Raw genomic sequence first — 18634 nt, 5'->3', positions numbered from 1 at the left:
GCGGACATCCGGCATGCGCGAATTGTCCGCCGAGCGCCAGGGGCGACGCGCCCGGAACCGCCCCGCCCCGCCTCTCCGGCCCCGGCGCCCCTCCGCCCTCCCACCTCGGCGAACACCGTGAGCAGCGAAAACGGAACGAAGGACACGCCCGGCTCTCCGGAGGGACGGCGGCGGGAGGGCACCGCGCCCGGCGCGACGGCGCCCGGGAAACGAACGGCAGTGGGGCGACGGACCGGAGTGACCCCAAGTGGCGTAAGTCGATTTTTTTCCGGGCGGCGAGGCCGGAAACCACCCGGAGGTCATGAAACTCCAAAGCACTCTGATACCCCTTCAGGAAAACCCGCCGGGGCAACCGACAGATCTCGGCATACAAGGCGCCTAGGAACATCGGCGTCACCGTCGTTTTTAATCCCTCGTGAGCGGGAAGCATTTCCCAATGACGTGGAGACGTCGGAGTTCGGCCTTGAGTAATTAACCAGAGAGGGTGGATCTCCGACGGGCAGGGTTTCCCGAGCGCGACGGCGAAAGGAGGGACTAGAGTTTTGCGCGCGGGGAAGAGACGCGGGAACCATCGTCGGCCGGGTTCACAGCCGCACGCTCCGGCGCCAAGATTAAGGAGTCACACAATGGCACGTCAGCAAGTCGTCACGTTCACCGACGACATCACCGGCAAGAAGGCGGACGAGACCGTCTCGTTCGGTCTGGACGGCACCGCCTACGAGATCGACCTGAGCTCGAAGAACGCCACGAAGCTTCGCGAGGCTCTCAAGCCGTTCCAGTCCGCGGCCCGCAAGGCGAGCACCTCCCTGAGCCGCAAGAGCAGGGCGAAGGGGTCCGGCGGCAACCGTGAGCGGAGCGCCGAGATCCGGGCGTGGGCGAAGTCCCACGGGATCGAGGTGAGCGAGCGCGGGCGCATCGGGGGAAAGGTCGCCGAGGCGTTCGCCGCCGGCGACCCCAGCGTGGCCAAGGGATCGGCCAAGAAGACCACGCAGAGCGCGCTCAGCGATTGAGACAGGCTCCCGGACCCTTGGAGGGGTAGCGGCGTCGCAGCCGGCCGGGAGTGCTCGACACGACGAACCGAGGTGCTATTCCCACCCGGAGGGGTATGCACCTTTGATCTAGACCTTTAGTCCAGATTTGAGGTCTTTTCTCCGGGGGCGTTCGTCGATGAGCGAGGTAGTGCAGATCTGCTCGGACCTGATCAGGTTCGACACCACCAACCCCGGCTCCGGCGAGCGTCCGGCGGCCGAGCACGTCGCCGCCCTGCTGTCCGAGGCCGGGATCGAGCCGGTGGTCTTCGAGTCGGCCAGCCGCAGGACCAGCGTGGTCGCCAGGATTCCCGGCGACTCGCCCGAGGCCCTGCTGATCCACGGCCACCTCGACGTGGTCCCCGCCCGCCCCTCCGACTGGCGGATCCACCCGTTCTCCGGCGAGGTCTCCGGCGGATGTGTCTGGGGCCGGGGCGCGGTCGACATGAAGGGCACCCTCGCCATGACACTCGCCCTGGTCCGCGACTGGTCCCGGCGCGGGGTGCGGCCGGACCGGGACGTCGTGCTGGCCTTCCTCGCCGACGAGGAGGCCACCGGCGAGTACGGCGCGCGCCACGCGGTGCGCCACCACCGCGAGCTGTTCGACGGCTGCGTCGACGCGATCAGCGAGTCCGGCGGCTACAGCGTCGAGGCGCCGGGCGCGCGGATCTACCCGATCGCGGTGGGCGAGCGCGGCACCGCCTGGATGCGGCTCACCGCGACCGGCGTCGCGGGCCACGGCTCCCGCCCGCCGGCGGACAACGCGGTGGCCGAGCTCTGCCACGCCATGTCCAGGATCGCCTCCCACTCCTGGCCGGTACGGCTGACGCCCGGGGTGGCCGCGCTGATCGAGAACCTGTCGGCCATCCTCGGCGAGCGCGTCGACCTCGACCGGCTGGAGGAGGAGGCGAGGCGGCTCGGCCGGATCGGCGACCTGTTCGGCGCGCAGATCCGCAACTCGGCGAACCCGACGATGCTCCAGGCGGGCTACAAGGTCAACGTGGTCCCCGGCACCGCCGAGGGCCATGTGGACGGGCGTTTCCTGCCGGGCCACCGGGAGGAGTTCCTGGAGACGATCGACCGCCTGCTCGGCCCCCGGGTGACCCGGGAGTTCGTCAACATCGAGGACGCCACCTCCGCCCCGATGGACTCGCCGTTCTTCGACCGGCTGGGTGCCGCCCTGGTCGCCGAGGACCCGGCGGCGCGGCCGGTGCCGTACGTGATGTCGGGCGGCACGGACGCCAAGTCCTTCGCGGCGCTCGGCATCAGGGGCTACGGCTTCGCCCCGCTGATGCTCACCCCGGACCTCGACTACTTCGGCATGTTCCACGGCGTGGACGAGCGCGTCCCCGTCGAGGGCCTGGAGTTCGGCGTCCGCGTCCTGAACCGTCTCCTGACCTCCTGACCTCCCGAACCCCCTGAACCTCCCGGCCCCGGTGACTTCAGTGACCTCGGCCACTCTCGCCCCGTACCCCCAACCCCGTGAAAGCAGGGCAGTCTCCATCACAATCGGGCCCTGCCGGGGACTTCCGGATACATGCCGGACACGGCTCGCTTGAAACTGGGGCATCATGACTCACGTGCCGATTCTCATGTATCCCTCGGTGACCGGCAGGTCTCGTGACGAGACGCGGACACCGGTGACGTGCCCTTCGGGGCCCGCCGGTGAGGCCACCGGTCCACCCCACCCGAGCGATCCGCGGCCCTCCCGCAACGTCTCGGGGAACGGCGCGGACCGGGAGCACCGGGGTGAGTGAGCACGGCACCGGACGAGGCCGGCACGCCAGGCCCGGTGGCGTCCCCGCGCCGGGCACCCGGCCGGAGGGCCCCGAGCCCCCGGCGAACGCGGCCACCGGTCTCCGTACAGCGGGCGGCAAGGTCGATGCAAGCGGCCCGGCCGACGATGGCGGCGTGACGCGCGACGGGAGCGACCAGGCGGCGGGCCGGCCGGCGACCGAGGAGCGCGGGGCCAGCCTGATGGACCGCCTGCGCAAGGACCTGAGGAACCCCCTGTTCCTGCAGGGCTACGCGCTGATGATCAATACCGGGATCACCGCCGTGCTGGGGCTCGGCTACTGGTTCCTCGCGACGCACCTGTACACCGCCGCCGCGTTCGGCGAGGGCCAGGCCCAGATCAGCGCGATGCGGCTGTTCTCCTCGCTGACCGGGCTCGCCTTCGCGGGCGCCCTGGCCAGGTTCATCCCGGTGGCCGGGCGCCGCACCGCCGAGTTCGTCCTGCGCGGCTACGCGATCGCCGGGGCCGCCGGCCTGGTCGCGGCGCTGGGTTTCCTGCTGACGTTGCCGATCTGGGGAGAGGTCTACGCCGACCTCGGCGGGCTCGGGCCGGGGCTGTTCTTCCTCGCCTCGGTGCTCGTGTGGACCATCTTCACCCTCCAGGACGTGACACTGGCCGGGCTGCGCAACGCCGTCTGGGTGCCGGTCAACAGCCTGGCGTTCGGCCTGGTCAAGATGGGCCTGCTCGTCGCGCTGGCGTACGCGCTGCCGCAGGGCGGCGTCTTCGGCGGGATCTTCGTCTCGTGGATCGTGCCGACGGCCATAGCGCTGATCCCGATCAGCTGGCTCATCTTCGGCGTGATCATCCCCAAGCACGTCAAGAACACCGAGGTGAGCGCCGCGAACCCGCCGCGCCTGCGCGAGGTGGGCCGCTTCCTCGCCGGAGACTTCCCCGGCGCGTTCTCCATCCTGCTGATCCTCTATCTCGTCCCGGTCATCGTCGCGGGCTGGCTCGACGACGCGCCGACGTTCGGCTACTTCTCGATAGCCCACACGCTGGGCTCCATGGTCGGGCTGCTGGCGGCCAACATGGCGGTCTCGCTGACCGTCGAGGGGTCCTTCAACGCCGCCCAGCTGGCGCAGAGCGTGCGCAACGCGCTGCGGCGCACCTTCCTGATCGTCGGCCCGGTCGTCGCGGTGGTCGTGATCGGCGCGCCGCTGATCCTGAGCGTGTTCGGCCCGGGGTTCGCCGAGGCGGGCTCGCCGCTGCTGCGCCTGATGGCGATCGCCGTGCTCCCCCAGACGGTGATCGAGATCTGCCTCAGCATGCTGCGCGCCCAGAGCGAGGCGCGCAAGCTCGCCCTCGTCCAGATCGGGATGGCCGTCCTGGTCCTCACCTCAATCGCGGTGCTCTTCCCCCACTTCGGGATCGCCGCCGTCGGCTACGCCATGCTCGGCAGCCAGCTCCTGGTGGCGCTGCTGATCTTCCCGAACATGCGCAGGGTGATGAACCACAGCAAAACATCCCAGGTGAGGCCTGGTTAGGACGACACGCGGTTCCCGGTTTGCGGTCTCAATGTCGTACGTGATAGACGGTCTCCAGTGACTCCTGAGCACATTGTGGCGAAGCGGACACATCGCCTCTGCCTCCTGCTGCCCTCCAACCGCCTGGGCCTGTATTTGGCCCTGCGGCACTGGTGCCGTCCCGGCCAGCGGCTACTGATGTCACCGCTGTCCGCGGACGAGATCCTCTTCCTCGTGCTCGCGGCGGGCCTGCGCCCGGTCATCGCCCCGCTCTCCCTGGACGACGGCAACATCGACGTCGACCGCGTCGACCTCGACACGGTCGACGCGGTGCTGACCACCAACCTGTACGGCCTGCCGGACCGGGTGGCCGCCTTCGGCGGCAAGATCCTGATCGAGGACGTCGCGCACGCCATCGAGACGAGCGTGAACGGCAGGCCGATCGGCACCTTCGGGGTGGCCGGCGTGTTCAGCCTGTCCAAGCACGCGGGGGCGGGCTCCGGCGGGGTGATCGCGGTCGAGCACCTCTCCGACCTGCGCGCCCTGGAGCGCGACCGCGACCGGCTGCTGCAGCCGGGCGTCTTCAGGAAGGAGATCCACAGCGTGCTGACCTCCGCGGGCCGGCACGCCGCGCTGCGCCTGAACATGGTCCGCCCGGCGCTGAAGGCCATGCGCGCGCTCGGCATGGAGGAGGAGCGCGACGGATACCGCATCGCCCCGCGCCCCGCGGAACTGCTCAGGGCGCTGGAGTACGCACCGCAGCAGCTGCCGGCGTTCGACTCCTGGGTCCAGGCCGACCTGCACGACTACCGGGCCAGGCGGGGCCACCTCTCGCGCTGGTACCAATCGAGGCGCCTGCACGCGCTGCCCCGGCAGCGGTCGCGGCGGATCGCCGGCGTCTCGGCGCTGGCCGCGCTGCCCACCGTGGCCCCGGCCGTCCGCTGCCACCTGGACCAGCCGCTGTTCCGGGTCCCGCTGCTGGTCTACGGCCGCGACGGGGCCATCGCCGAGCTGGAGCGGCACGGGGTCGCCACCGGATACCTCTACGACCCGCCGTACGACGGCTACCTGCCGGAGTTCACCGACCCCTCCCCCGAGCCCGAGGTGGCGCGCTGGTGGGGCCGGCACGTGCTGCCGATCGACCCGCTGTACGCCCACCGCGCCCTGCCGGTCATCGAGCGGCTCGTCCCCGCGGTCCCCCCGCTGTCCCCCAGGGTGCCCCCGGGGCCGACGACCTTCGGTGTCGCATAGCGAACTTGGTTCGTAACTAAGCGAATAGGGTGATACCCCGCTAGGTTTTACTCATTGATTGCCGGTCGGCGGTTCGGGGGATCGCCGTCCGGCTCCGGTTGGTCTCCGCGTGCCGTGGCACTCCCCCAACCCCCCGCACCAGCTGGATCTCGTCCCTCGCGCGGCGATGTCCAGCGCCTGGGAACAGGCTTCGAGAAAGGACCACCGTCCCGTGAACGGTAGGTTTGCGCACACCGCCGATCGTCCCCGCCCGGCGGGGGGCCGCGTATGAGGATCAGCGTCATCCGGCCCGCCGAGCTGGGCCCGGCGGAGATCGAGGCGTGGCGGGGGATGCAACGTTCCAGCCCGCATCTCGACAACCCCTTCCTCAGCCCGGACTTCACGATCGCGATGGGCGAGGTCAGCACGGAGGCGCGGGTCGCGGTGCTCACCGAGACGGACGGGCCCGTGGGGTTCTTCCCCTTCGAGCGGCACGGCGGCGGGGTGGGCGCCGCTCTGGGCGGGTGGGTCTCGCTCTCCCAGGGGGTCGTCCACCGGCCGGGCGCCGAGCTCGACTCCGACGCCCTGCTCAAGGCGTGCGGGCTGAGCGTGTGGGAGTTCGGCTGCATGGTCGACCACCAGTCGTGGTTCCAGCCGTTCGAGACGCTCAGGCAGGAGGCCGTGGTCCTCGACTTCGGCGGCGGCTACTCCGCCTTCGTCGACGAGCTGCGCGAGCGCTCCCCGAAGTTCCTCAAGACCACCCTGTACAAGGAGCGCAAGCTGGGCCGCGACGCGGGCGAGGTCACCGCCGAGTTCTCGGTGCGCGACCCGGAGCGGTTCCGGCTGCTGCGCGAGTGGAAGTCCGCCCAGTACCAGCGGATGGGCCGCCCCGACCGCTTCGGCAAGGCGTGGGTCGTGGAGCTGGTCGAGCGCCTGCACGCCGTCGACACCGACGACTTCGCGGGGCCGCTGTCGATGCTGTACGCCGGCGGCAGGCCGGTCGCGGGCCACTTCGGGCTGCGCACCGGCACGTCGATGATCGGCTGGTTCCCCGCCTACGATCCCGAGTACGCCAAGTACTCCCCCGGCCTGATCCAGCACCTGCGCATGGCCGAGGCCGCGGCGAAGCTCGGGGTCGGCTCGCTGGACCTGGGCATCAGCAACGGCTCGGAGTACAAGGACGCGCTGTGCAGCAGGACCGTTCCCGTCACCGAGGGCATCGTGCGCCGCCGGTCGGCGGGCGCGGCGGCGCACTGGCTGCGCACCGAGCCGGTCCGCCGGGTGCGGCGCTTCATCCTCGACAGCCCTGCCCTGTACGGCGCCGCCGACAGGGCCATGAAGCGGTACGGTCGGCTGCGCACCCGGAGGAAGACCCGGTGAGCAGCCGACCGAAGGAGGGTCCGATGAGCGGGCACCCCGCCACTCCCGGCCGCGCGGACGACCGTCCCGCGGATGACCGTCCCGCAGACGGCCATCACACGGACGGCCGCCGCATGGACGGTCATGGCACGGATGAGCGCCACACGAACGGCCGTGGCGCGGACGGGCGCCGCGCGCTTGAGGCGGCCATGCGCGACCGGATCGGCCAGGAGTGCCTCCACGTGCCGTCCGCCAGGTTCGGCCTGCTCCTGGCGCTGCGCCACTGGTTCGGGCGTGGCGACAGGGTGCTGATCTCGCCGACCAACTGCGAGACGGTGCTGTTCGTCGTGCTGGCCGCCGGGCTGGAGCCGGTGATGGCACCGGTCTCCTGGCGCGACGGCAACATCGACGTCCCGGCCGTCGACTGGACCGGCCTCGCCGGTGTCGTCACCACGCACCTGTACGGCCAGCCCGACCGGGTGGCCGAGCTGCGGGCCGAGTGCGACCGGCGCGGCGTGATCCTCCTCGACGACGCGGCGCACGCCATGCAGACGGTCGTGGACGGCCGCCCCGCGGGCACGTTCGGCACCGCCGGGGTGTTCAGCCTCGCCAAGCACGGGCGGGCGATGTCCGGCGGGTTCCTCACCGCGGAGGACCCGTCCGCGCTGCCCGAGCTGGCGCGGGCCAGGGACGAGCTGCTGCTCCCCGGCGGGGCGCGGGCCCAGCTGCTCGGCACGCTGCGGCCCGTGCTGCGCGAGACGATCTACCGCACCGGGCTGGTCAGGCCGATGTGGCACGCCCTCAAGGCGCTCGGGCTCGTGCGCTGGACCGGCCACCGCTGCCCGCCCCGCGAGGAGGAGCTGCGCGCGGTCGTCGCCGCCGATCCGGTCGACCCGCGCGCCATGGACCACTGGCTGCGGATCGACCTCGACGACTGGCGGATGCGCCAGGGCTCGCTGCTGCGCGGCTACCACCGCTCCCGGTTCCGGGTGATCGACCGCGAGCGGGAGCGCCGGGTGGCCGGGGTGGAGCTGCTGCGCACCCTGCCCTGGGCGGCCGAGGGCGTCCGCGACGCGCCGCCGCAGCCGCTGCTGCGGGTGCCCCTGCTGGTCGAGGACCGCGATGAGGTCGTCGCCCGGCTGGAGAGCAAGGGCGTGGTGCCCGGTTTCATCTACGATCCGCCGCTGGACGACTACCTGGACCTGGTTCCCCCGGGGCCGACCCCGGAGATCGCCCGCTGGTGGACCGGCCACGTCCTGCCCGTCGACCCGCTCCGCGCCGCCCGCATGGCCGGCCTGCTGGCCGAGCTGGGCGTCCGACCGGCCACGCGGCCCTCCACGGCGTCGCGGCAGCCCGGCTGAGCGCGCGGGGCGCCGTGGCGCGCCCCACCGCTCACTCCGTCCGGCTTCGCCTCTCGTCCCGTCCGGCCTCGCCCCTCGCTCCGTTCGGGCCCGCCCCGCCGGCCCGTACGGTGGCCGGGGTCCGGACGGAGCCCGGCTCTCGCGTCCCCGTGCCCGGACATGCCGGGGCAGGTGGCAGAGTGGCTGCGTGCGCGTGAGCATTCTGGGGCCGCTACGGGTCGCGGCCACCGGCGAGGCCGACAAGGCCGACGAGGCCGTCGAGATCGGGGGGACGCGGCTTCGCGTGCTGCTGGTCAGGCTGGCCCTCGGTGCCGGGCGCGTCGTCACGGTCGAGGAGCTGTCGGACGCGCTCTGGCCCGACGGCAGGCCCGGGGATCCGGTGAACGCGGTCCAGTCGCTGGTGTCCCGGCTGCGCCGGATCCTGCCCGACGCGTCGGCGCTGCGCTCCGGCCACGGGGGCTACCTGCTCGACGTGCCGCCGGACGCCGTCGACTCCCACCGGTTCGAACGGCTGGCGCGCGAGGGGCGGCGGGCCCTGGGGAGCGGGGATCCGGTGGCCGCCGCGGACCTGCTGCGCGAGGCGCTCGGGCTCTGGCGAGGTCCCGCCCTGGGCGAGGTCGCCACGGCCCCGTTCGCCGTGTCGTACGCGGCCGGGCTGGAGGAGGCCCGGCTCGCCGCGACCGAGGACCGGGTGGAGGCGGAACTGGACTGCGGCCGGTACTCCCCGCCGGTGACCGAGCTCCAGGAGCTCACGACCCGCCACCCGCTGCGGGAGCGGCTGCACGGCCTGCGGGTCAGGGCGCTCTACGCCGCCGGGCGCCAGGCGGAGGCGCTGGCCGCGTACGAGGAGTTCCGCCGCCGCCTCGCCGACGAGCTGGGCGCCGACCCGGGACCGGAGCTGCGGGAGATCCACCTCGCCGTGCTCCGCGCCGACCCCGCCCTGCGCGCCGTCCGCGACGAGACGCCGCCGGTCCGTACGGGCACGCGCGGCAACCTGAGGGCCGCGTTGACCACCTTCGTCGGCCGGACCTCGGAGATCGGGCTGATCGGCGCGCGGCTGGACCAGGGGCGGCTGGTCACGCTGGTCGGCCCCGGGGGCGTGGGCAAGACACGGATCGCGACGACCGTCGCCGCCGGGATCTCCGACCGGATGCCCGGCGGGGCGTGGCTGGTGGAGCTCGCGCCCGTGACCGACCCCGCCGACGTGGCGCAGGCCGTGCTCGGGGCGCTCGGCTTCCCCGCCCCGGCCGACGGGCGGGCCGGGACGTCCGACACGGTGGCCCGCCTGGCGGAGCTGCTGTCGTCCGCCGAGACGCTGGTGGTGCTCGACAACTGCGAGCACCTGGTCGACGCCGCCGCGCGCCTGGCCGACGACCTCCTGGGGCGCTGCCCGGGGCTGCGGATCCTCGCCACGAGCAGGGAGCCGCTCGGGATCGCCGGGGAGGCCCTGTGCCCGGTGCCGCCGCTCGGCCTGCCCGAGCCCGGCGCCACGGCCGAGGAGGCGCTGACCGGCTCCGCGGTGCGGCTCTTCGCCGACCGGGTGGCCGCCGTGCGCCCGGGGTTCGCCGTCACCGACGGCAACGTGGAGCTGGTGACGGAGATCTGCCGGAGGCTGGACGGGCTGCCGCTCGCGATCGAGCTGGCCGCCGCCCGGCTGCGCTCCCTCACCGTCGAGCAGCTCGCCGCGCGGCTGGACGACCGCTTCCGCCTGCTCACCGGGGGCAACAGGGCCGCGCTGCCCCGGCACAGGACGCTGCGCGCGGTCGTCGCCTGGAGCTGGGACCTGCTCGACGACGACGAGCGCCGCTTCGCGGAGCGGCTCGCGGTGTTCCCCGCGGGCGTCACGCCCGAGGCCGCCGAACGGGTGTGCGCTCCCCCGGAACCGTCCGCCGCCTCCGCCACCGGTACCGCCCCGGAACCCGGCGCCGCTCCCGGCTTCGGCGCAGCGTCGGAACCCCGCACAGCATCGGAACCCCACGCCGCCTCCGCCCCCGGCATGCCCCCCGCGCCCCGGGCCGCTCCGGAGTCCGGCGCCGGGAGGGCTCCCGCGTGGCGGGAACCGGTCGTGGACCGGCTCGCGGCCCTGCTGGACAAGTCCCTGCTGCAGTTCGCCGAGGGTCCCCGCTACCGCATGCTGGAGACGATCAGGGAGTACGCCCTGGAGCGCCTGACCGAGGCCGGGGAGGTCACCCGGTTCAGGAGGGCGCACGCCGCCTACTTCCTCGAACTCACCGAGACGGCGGAGCCGCACCTGCGGGGCCCCGACCAGCTGGTCTGGATCGGCAGGCTCGTGGCGGAACGGGACAACGTCCTCGCCGCGCTCCACTTCGCCGCGGACTCGGGGGACGCCGACACCGCGATGCGGCTGGCCGCCGCCATGAGCATCTTCTGGACGATCATCGGCAACGGCGCGGAGTCCATCGGGTGGCTGCGCCTCGCGCTCGACGTCCCCGGCGAGTCACCGGAGGTGGCCCGGGGGATCGTGTCGGCCATGTACCTGCTCAACCGGGCCACCACCGGCGGCTACGCCAAGCTGGAGGACGGCATCGAGCAGATGGAGGAGATCGCCCGCGCGACCGCCGGTCACGCCGAGCACCCGCTGCTCGTGCTCCTCGAACCCGCCCTCGCGCTCTTCACCGACGACACCGAGGCGGGCCTGGCCTCGATCGGGCGGCGCCTGTCGCACCCGGACCCGTGGACGCGGGCGATGCTGCGGTCGATCCGCGCCTTCATCCGGGAGAACGACGGCGACATGGCCGGCATGCACGAGGATCTCACCGTCGCCGTCACCGCGTTCCGGGAGATCGGCGACCGGTGGGGGCTGGCCACCGCGCTGAGCCCGCTGGCGGAGGCGAACCTGGCCTTCGGGGACTTCGACGGCGCCGTGGCGGCGCTGGAGGAGTCGATCCGGCTCCTGCGCGAGCTGAACCCCCACGACGACGTCGGTCACCAGCGGGTCTGGCTCGCCATGGCGCGCATGAGGCAGGGCGACACGGAGCGGGCGCGGGCCGAGCTGTGGGAGATGACCGCGCCGGAGTCCTACGACTGGGCCGGACGCAATGTCGCGTTCGCCCGGCTCAACCTGGGCGACCTGGCGCGTCACGAGGGTGACCTGGAGGAGGCCGCGCTGCAGTACGACGCGGCCGGGGTCGCCCTGGAGGGGATGCCGTTCGTCGCGCCGCAGTTCCGTGCCCTCTTCCTCTCCGCGATGGCGTACCTGGCGATCGAGCTGGGCGATCCCGCGACCGCCGGGCAGCGGATACGGCGGGCGTTCGCCGACGCGCTCGAAGCGAAGGACATGCCGATCGTGGCCAGGGTCGGGGTCGCCGCCGCCACCCTGCGGGCCCATCGCGGCGACGCGGCGGGGGCCGCGGAGTCCCTCGGCGCCGCCGAGGTCCTGCGGGGAGCCCCGGACCATCACCCCGACGCCACCCGGCTCGCCCTGCGGCTGCGCGGGGAGCTGGGCGACGCCGGGTACGAGGCCCGCCACGGCCACGGCCGCGGGCTGAATCGCGAGGCCGCCCTCGACCGCGTACGGATCCGTTAGGGCCGGTGGGGGCGGGCCGACCCGCGACAAGCGGTCCCGGGCCACGGGCCGCCGGGCAGGCCCGTGGTCCGGAAACGATACGGGCCCTCAGGCGCGGCGGCGGTAGGCGCGGACGGCCAGGGGGGCGAGCACCGCGAGGAGGCCGGCCGACCACAGCAGCGTCCTGAGGACCGGCCCCGCCACCGGCCCGCCCAGCATCAGGCCGCGCGCCGCGTCCATCATGCCCGCGACGGGGTTGACCCTCACCCAGGCCTGCAGCCAGCCGGGCAGCGTCTCCAGCGGCGTGATCATGCTGGTGCCGAAGGTCAGCGGGAACAGCACGAGGAACGAGGCGCCCTGCACCGCCCCCGGGCTCCGCATGAGCATGCCGATCAGCACGAACCCCCAGCTCGCGCAGAAGGCGAACACGATCGTGAGCAGGCACGCGGCCAGCGCCGACAGCGGGTCGGTCTGGACGCGGAAGCCCAGCAGGTAGCCGAACCCGAGCAGGACGACGATCGCCAGCACGTAGCGGATGAGGTCACCGAGCACCGAGCCGACCAGCGGGGCCGAGCGGCCGATCGGCAGGCTGCGGAACCTGTCGAAGACGCCCTTGTCGATGTCGGTGTTGAGGTTGACCCCGGTGGCCATCCCGGCGAACATCACCGTCTGCACCAGGATCGCCGGGAGCAGGAACTGCAGGTAGTCATGGGTGGAACCGGCCACCGCGCCGCCGAGCAGGTAGACGTACATCACGACGAAGACGATCGGCTGGAGTGTCACGTCGAGCAGTTGCTCGGGGGTGCGGAGTGTCTTGACGACGCTTCTCCTGGCCAGGGCGAGGCTGTGCCGCAGCAGGGCGAAGGGCCGCTCGGCGGTGCGCGCGGGGATCAGGGCGGGGCTGTCGGTGAGGGTCATGCCGCGCTCTCCTCGGTGGTGTGGCGCCCGGTCAGGGTGAAGAAGACCTCGTCGAGGCTGGGCAGGCGCAGGGAGAGCTCGGTCACGCCGATGCCCTCGCGCTCCAGCCGTCGTACCACCTCGGTGAAGGCCGCGTCGCCGTCGACCGGCACCGTCAGCACGCCGCGGGCGGGTGACTCCGGGACGCGCCCGGCGACCGCGCCGACGATGGCGGCGGCGTCGGCGAGCCGGTCCTGGTCCGCGGGTCTCACCATGACCGTCTGCCCGCCCACGACGCGCTTCAGCTCGGCCGGGGTGCCGTGCGCGATGATCCGGCCGTGGTCGACGACCGAGATGTCGTCGGCGAGGGCGTCGGCCTCCTCCAGGTACTGCGTGGTGAGCAGTACGGTGACGCCGCCCGCGACGAGGGAGCGGACGATGTTCCACACGTCGTCGCGCTTGGCCGGGTCGAGCCCGGTCGTCGGCTCGTCGAGGTAGATGACGTCGGGACGCCCGACGAGGCTGGCGGCCAGGTCGAGGCGGCGGCGCATCCCTCCCGAGTACGTCTTGGCCGGGCGCCCCGCGGCCTCCGCGAGGCCGAACTCCTCCAGCAGCCGCGCCGCGCGAGCCCCGGCCTCGGCCCTGCGCAGGTCGAGCAGCTGCCCGATCAGGACGAGGTTCTCGGTGCCGGTGAGGTCCTCGTCGACCGAGGCGTACTGGCCGGTCAGCCCGATCATCCTGCGGACCTTGGCGGCGTCCCGTACGACGTCGAGCCCGCCGACGCGGGCGCTGCCCTCGTCCGGGCGCAGCAGCGTGGCCAGGACGCGCACGGCGGTGGTCTTTCCGGCCCCGTTCGGCCCGAGGACCGCGAGCACGGTGCCGGGCCGGGCGGCCAGGTCGATCCCGGCGAGCGCGGTGGTCCTGCCGAAACGTTTGACGAGCCCCTCGGCCTCGAAGGCGTGAAGCACTGGTTCCTCCTCGATGGTGGTGACCCGTGCACACTGCCTGTGGCCGCTGTCAGACGGCGCACATATCGCTGTCACCGCGACGTGGTGATCCACGCGCCGCCCCGGGAGCGAGCCCGCTGTCACGGCGCTCCTCGTCCTGCGGAATAGCGCGATCCGCGCCAATAATTGCCCAAAACAATAGAGAAACAGCTGTCAGCCCTTTTTTGTGAGGAACAACACTCAGAGGGAATGGCTGTTCATATCAGGATTCTTTACTGTTCTTGGTGACCGGGTGTCTCGCCGGTGACCAGCCGGTCACCGGCGATCGAGGGGGAACACCTCTCACTCCCGGATGCCCTGACATCGAACCCGATAAAACGATCTGCTGAGGTTGCAATGCGTCCGATCGCCGACGAGCCCATGGCCGATGTCCGCGACATGTATATGGCACATACCGCGATGCGCCGCGAATTCAGGCTGCTTCCGAAACTCGTCTCCGACGTCGTGCCGGGCGACGTCCGGCGCGCCGGGGTCGTCGGAGCCCACGCCGAGCTGATGTGCCGCGTCCTGCACCTGCACCACGAGGGCGAGGACCACCTGTTGTGGCCGACGCTCCTTGAGCGCGGCGGCGAGGAGACCGCGGCCATCGTGCCCGTGATGGAGGAGCAGCACCACGCCATCGAGAGGGCCCACGCGCGGGTGACGGGGCTCCTTCCCCGCTGGCGTTCCACCGGGCGGGGCGGTGCCGAACTCGCGGAGGCCTGCGACCGGCTGCTGACCGCGCTCCTGGAGCACATGAGGATGGAGGAGGAGCGGATCCTGCCGCTGGCCGAGAAGTACGTCACCGCCGCGGAGTGGAACCGGCTCGGCGAGCACGGGCTGACCAGGACCCCGAAGAGGGAACTGCCGCTCGCCCTCGGCATGGTGATGTACGAGGGCGACCCCGAGGTGGTCAAGAGGGTGCTCGGGGAGGCCCCGGCGTCGGTCCGCCTGGTCATGCCGATCGTCGGGCGCCGCCTCTACGCACGCCACGCCAGGCGCGTCCACGGAACCGCCACGCCGCCCCGCGTCGGCGGCTGAGGCCGGGCGGGGGCCCGTCCTCATCGGGGCGGGGGGCGGTCGCGGAGCTCGGATTTGCGGATCTTGCCCGACCCCGTCCTCGGCAGCGCGTCGACGATCTCGAAGGAGACGGGGATCTTGTACTTCGCGAGCCGGGGACGGAGGAAGTCCGTCAGCTCGCCGGGGGTGACGGTGGCGCCGGGGCGGAGCACGGCGAAGGCGCGGCCCACCTCGCCCCACCTCCGGTCCGACATCCCCACCACGGCGACCTCCGCCACCGCCGGGTGCGCGAAGAGCGCGTTCTCGACCTCCGCCGGGTAGACGTTCTCCCCGCCGGAGATGTACATGTCCTTGACCCGGTCGACGATGGTCAGGTGGCCCTCCTCGTCCACGACCGCGATGTCGCCGGAACGGAACCAGCCGTCCTCGACCAGCGCGGCGGCGGTCGCCTCCGGGTCGCGCCAGTAGCCGGGGGTGACGTTCGGCCCCCGGACGAGGACCTCGCCGGGCTCCCCGACCGGCGCCGGGGTGAGATCGGGGCGGACCACACGCACCTCGGAGAAGAAGACCGGGACCCCGGCCGAGCCCACCTTGCGCACGCTCTCGCCCGCCTCCAGGAAGGTCGCGCCGGGTGCGGTCTCGGTCAGCCCGTAGCCCTGGCAGAAGACCAGCCCCCTCTCCTGGTACGCGCGGATCAGCGCCACGGGGACGGCGGCGCCGCCGGACATGAGGGTGCGCAGCGACGACAGGTCGGCGCCGGCCCAGCGCGGCGACCGGGCGAGGTCGGCGAACATCGTGGTGACGCCGAACATCCACGTCACGCGGTGCCTCTCGATGAGGTCGTAACAGAACTCGACGTCCCAGGACGGCATGATCACCGAGGTGCCGCCCTTGAGGAAGGTCGGCAGCATCGTCTGGTTCAGGGCCGCGACGTGGAAGAGCGGCGCGCTGATCAGCGTCACCTCGGTGCTCGTCACGTCCACGCCGACCATCATGTTGAAGCAGTTCCACACCAGGTTGGCGTGGCTGAGCGTCGCGCCCTTGGGACGGCCGGTCGTGCCGGAGGTGTAGAGGATCAGGGCGACGTCGTCGAGCGCCACCGGGACGTCGACGGGATCGGGGTCGCCCCGCGAGGCCCAGGTCTCGAAGTCGTGCTCCCCCGGGGCGGGCGACCGCAGGGCCACGACCGTGTACGGGCCGGGCAGGGCGCGTACCGTCTCCGCGCAGCCGGGGTCGTACACGAGGAGCGACGCGTCCGAGTGCCGGAGCATGTAGGCGATCTCGGGCGCGGCCAGCCGGAAGTTCAGCGGGACGAAGACGCCACCCAGCATGTGGGCGGCGAACATGGTCTCGGCGAAGGCGACGTGGTTGGGGCCGAGGTAGGCGACCCGGTCCCCCGCCCGGACCCCCGCCTCGCGCATCCGCGACGCCAGGCGGGTCGCCCGATCGTGGACGTCGGCGTAGCTGACCGACCGGTCCGCGAGGACGAACGCGGTGCGGCCGGGACTCATCAGGGCCCGGCGGGCGGGCCAGCCTCCGAGCCCGGCGTTACGCATCGGTGGCGGCACGGACCGCCGGGGCGTCCGAGGCGAGGTCGTCGCCGCTGGTCTCACGCAGGGCCAGCACGCACACCACGGTCAGCAGGCAGCAGACGGCGATGATCACCGAGATCGTCGTCGTGCTGCCGCCCCCGGACGACGCGTCCAGCTGCGCGAAGAGCAACGGGCCCAGGCCGGCGCCGAGCCCGGCGACCTGGTAGCCGAGCGAGGCGCCGGTGTAGCGGTTCCTGGTGGGGAAGAGCTCGGCGTACAGCGCCGCGAGCGGGCCGAACATCAGCGGGTGGATGACCGCCTGGCCCAGCACCAGCGCGACGACGAGCACGGCGACGCTGCCGGTGTTCACCATCGGGAACAGGGCGAAGCCGAACGCGGCCATGAGCAGCGCTCCCGCCAGCACGACCGGGCGGCGTCCGACCCGGTCCGAGAGCGCCGCGCAGGCGACGATGCCCACCACGGCCAGCGCGGAGGAGAGCGTGAGACCGTTCAGCACGGCCTGCCGGGTGAAACCGGTCCGCACGCCGTAGGCGATGAGATAGGTGGTCAGCGTGCCCTGGGCCACGAACGCGGACAGCCCGACGCCCACCCCGAGCGCCAGCGCCCTCGGATGGTGGCCGAACACCTCCAGCAGCGGCATCCGTGTGGCGCGGCCGGACGCCGCCTCGAACACGGGGGTCTCCTCGACCCGCAGCCGGACGAACAGGCCGACCGCCAGGAGGAGGATGCTGAGCAGGAACGGCACCCGCCAGCCCCAGCTCAGGAACGCCTCCTCGCCCAGGGCGGCCGCGGTGCCGCTGAGCACCCCGGTGGAGAGCACCATGCCGAACGGGGCTCCGGCGTTGGTGAAGCCCGCCCACAGCCCGCGGCGGCTGGTCGCGTGCTCGGCGGACATCAGCACGGCGCCTCCCCATTCGCCGCCGATGGCGACGCCCTGCAGCACGCGAAGGACGACGAGGGCGACGGGGGCGAGGGCGCCGATCTGCTCGTAGGTGGGGAGCAGGCCGATGAGGAAGCTGGCGAGGCCCATCAGGGTCATGGTCAGGACCAGCATGCGCTTGCGGCCGAGCCGGTCGCCGAAGTGACCGAAGATCACTCCGCCGAGCGGCCTGGCGAGGTAGCCCGTGGCGAAGGTGCCGAAGCTGGCGACCGTGGCCGTGAGCGGGTCGAGCGAGGAGAAGAAGATCTTGCTGAAGACCACCGCCGAGGCCGTGGCGTACAGCAGGAAGTCGTAGTACTCGATGACGCTGCCCAGGAAGCTGGAGGCCACCGCGCGACGGAGCTGAACCTGGTTGGGGGGAAGGGCAGACGGGGTCGTCATGACCGAGCTCCTCAGTCCGAGGGCGAACTGCTGCGCTTGCTTGCCCGGAGGTTAGGCAGATTCATGACGAACGTCAATACTCTGCCCGGTATTAGGGAGCGCCGAGCCCGAGCAGGCGCGCGGCGTTCTCCTTGAGGATCTTCGGGCGGACCTCGGGCTTGATGTCGAGGGCGTCGAAGTCGGCGAGCCACCGGTCCGGCGTGATCATCGGGTAGTCGGACCCGAAGAGCACCTTGTCCTTCAGCAGCGTGTTGGCGTACCGGACGAGCAGCGGCGGGAAGTACTTCGGCGACCATCCGGACAGGTCGATGTACACGTACGGCTTGTGCGTGGCGACCGCCAGGGCCTCGTCCTGCCAGGGGAAGGACGGATGGGCGAGGATGATCCGCAGTTCGGGGAAGTCCACGGCGACGTCGTCGACCAGCATCGGGTTGGAGTACTTCAGCCGGACCCCGCCCCCGCCGGGCAGGCCGGCGCCGATGCCGGTCTGCCCGGTGTGGAACAGCGCGGGCACGCCCATCTCCTCGATCGCCTCGTAGAGGGGGTAGGCCGCCCGGTCGTCGGGCGCCATGCCCTGGAGGCTCGGGTGGAACTTGAAACCGCGCACGCCGTGCTCGGCCACGAGCCGGCGCGCCTCGCGGACACCGGCCCTGCCCTTCCACGGGTCGACGCTGGCGAAGGGGATCAGCACGTCGGCGTGGGCGGCGCAGCTCTCCGCGACCTCCTCGTTCGAGATGCGCGGATGCCCGGTGGCGTGCTCGGCGTCGACGGTGAACACCACCGCCGCCATCCCGCGCTCGCGGTAGTAGGCGGCCATCTCGGGAACGGTCGGCCGGGAGTTCCCCTTGAAGTACTTCGCCGAGGCGTCTGCCAGCTCGTCACCGAGCGAGGCGTGCCCGCCGGCGGAGACCTCCGCGTGCGTGTGCACGTCTATGGCGACGAGTTCGTCGACGTTCATGCGCTCTCCTCGGGCATATATCTGACTTCCGTCAATTATGTGCCTGACATCCGGCCCGTCTACGCTTTCGGTGTGAGCATCGGCGGCGAAGACGACCCGGCGGCGCCGACAGTGCCGACAGTGCCGGCAGTGCCGAC

Annotated in this window: 13 protein-coding genes; 8 read left to right on the top strand and 5 right to left on the bottom strand. The window is 72.3% G+C overall.

Annotation, left to right across the window (positions count from 1 at the left end; all coding sequences use genetic code 11):
- Positions 1-626 precede the first annotated feature (626 nt).
- From AC5L38_RS03510 to AC5L38_RS03480, 7 genes are all read left to right on the top strand, one after another.
- Positions 627-1010: a histone-like nucleoid-structuring protein Lsr2 gene (locus tag AC5L38_RS03510; protein WP_495241272.1), complete on the top strand. Its 384-nt coding sequence runs from the start codon at positions 627-629 to the stop codon at positions 1008-1010.
- Positions 1011-1167: 157 nt separating this feature from the next.
- The gene (locus AC5L38_RS03505) at positions 1168-2433 is read left to right on the top strand and encodes a M20/M25/M40 family metallo-hydrolase (RefSeq protein ID WP_495241271.1); all 1266 of its coding nucleotides are present in this window, start codon (positions 1168-1170) and stop codon (positions 2431-2433) included.
- 344 nt (positions 2434-2777) lie between these two features.
- Positions 2778-4307, top strand: coding sequence for a lipopolysaccharide biosynthesis protein (locus AC5L38_RS03500; protein ID WP_495241270.1), 1530 nt, complete (start codon positions 2778-2780; stop codon positions 4305-4307).
- A 57-nt stretch (positions 4308-4364) separates the two neighbouring features.
- A complete protein-coding gene (locus AC5L38_RS03495) occupies positions 4365-5537 on the top strand; it encodes a DegT/DnrJ/EryC1/StrS family aminotransferase (RefSeq protein WP_495241269.1) in 1173 nt (390 codons plus the stop codon).
- A gap of 267 nt (positions 5538-5804) precedes the next feature.
- Positions 5805-6896, top strand: coding sequence for a GNAT family N-acetyltransferase (locus AC5L38_RS03490; RefSeq protein WP_495241268.1), 1092 nt, complete (start codon positions 5805-5807; stop codon positions 6894-6896).
- Positions 6897-6919: 23 nt separating this feature from the next.
- Positions 6920-8236, top strand: a complete 1317-nt coding sequence (locus AC5L38_RS03485) for a DegT/DnrJ/EryC1/StrS family aminotransferase (protein ID WP_495241267.1) — start codon at positions 6920-6922, stop codon at positions 8234-8236.
- Between the two features lie 187 nt (positions 8237-8423).
- Positions 8424-11783 (top strand): AfsR/SARP family transcriptional regulator, encoded by a 3360-nt coding sequence (locus tag AC5L38_RS03480; RefSeq protein WP_495241266.1) that lies wholly within the window; start codon positions 8424-8426, stop codon positions 11781-11783.
- Positions 11784-11870: 87 nt separating this feature from the next.
- On the opposite strand, the gene AC5L38_RS03475 is transcribed toward AC5L38_RS03480, so the two are convergent.
- Both AC5L38_RS03475 and AC5L38_RS03470 read right to left on the bottom strand, forming a co-directional pair.
- A complete protein-coding gene (locus AC5L38_RS03475) occupies positions 11871-12680 on the bottom strand; it encodes an ABC transporter permease (RefSeq protein WP_495241265.1) in 810 nt (269 codons plus the stop codon).
- Positions 12677-13627 (bottom strand): ATP-binding cassette domain-containing protein, encoded by a 951-nt coding sequence (locus AC5L38_RS03470; RefSeq protein ID WP_495241264.1) that lies wholly within the window; start codon positions 13625-13627, stop codon positions 12677-12679. The genes AC5L38_RS03475 and AC5L38_RS03470 overlap by 4 nt, the downstream gene beginning before the upstream one ends.
- A 375-nt stretch (positions 13628-14002) precedes the next feature.
- Between AC5L38_RS03470 and AC5L38_RS03465 the strand changes: the two genes are divergently transcribed.
- Positions 14003-14686, top strand: a complete 684-nt coding sequence (locus AC5L38_RS03465) for a hemerythrin domain-containing protein (protein WP_495241263.1) — start codon at positions 14003-14005, stop codon at positions 14684-14686.
- Between the two features lie 20 nt (positions 14687-14706).
- Here the strand turns inward: AC5L38_RS03465 and AC5L38_RS03460 are convergent, their stop codons facing one another.
- From AC5L38_RS03460 to AC5L38_RS03450, 3 genes are all read right to left on the bottom strand, one after another.
- Positions 14707-16221: an acyl-CoA synthetase gene (locus tag AC5L38_RS03460; RefSeq protein ID WP_495241262.1), complete on the bottom strand. Its 1515-nt coding sequence runs from the start codon at positions 16219-16221 to the stop codon at positions 14707-14709.
- Positions 16214-17539, bottom strand: coding sequence for an MFS transporter (locus tag AC5L38_RS03455; RefSeq protein ID WP_495241261.1), 1326 nt, complete (start codon positions 17537-17539; stop codon positions 16214-16216). Before AC5L38_RS03455 ends, AC5L38_RS03460 begins: the two co-directional genes overlap by 8 nt.
- 91 nt (positions 17540-17630) lie before the next feature.
- Positions 17631-18497, bottom strand: coding sequence for an amidohydrolase family protein (locus AC5L38_RS03450; RefSeq protein WP_495241260.1), 867 nt, complete (start codon positions 18495-18497; stop codon positions 17631-17633).
- Positions 18498-18634: the final 137 nt, after the last annotated feature.

It is taken from the genome of Streptosporangium nanhuense, from assembly GCF_059358815.1.
Note: the sequence above shows the minus strand (reverse complement) of the source record. Positions and strands in the feature narration are given on the sequence as shown.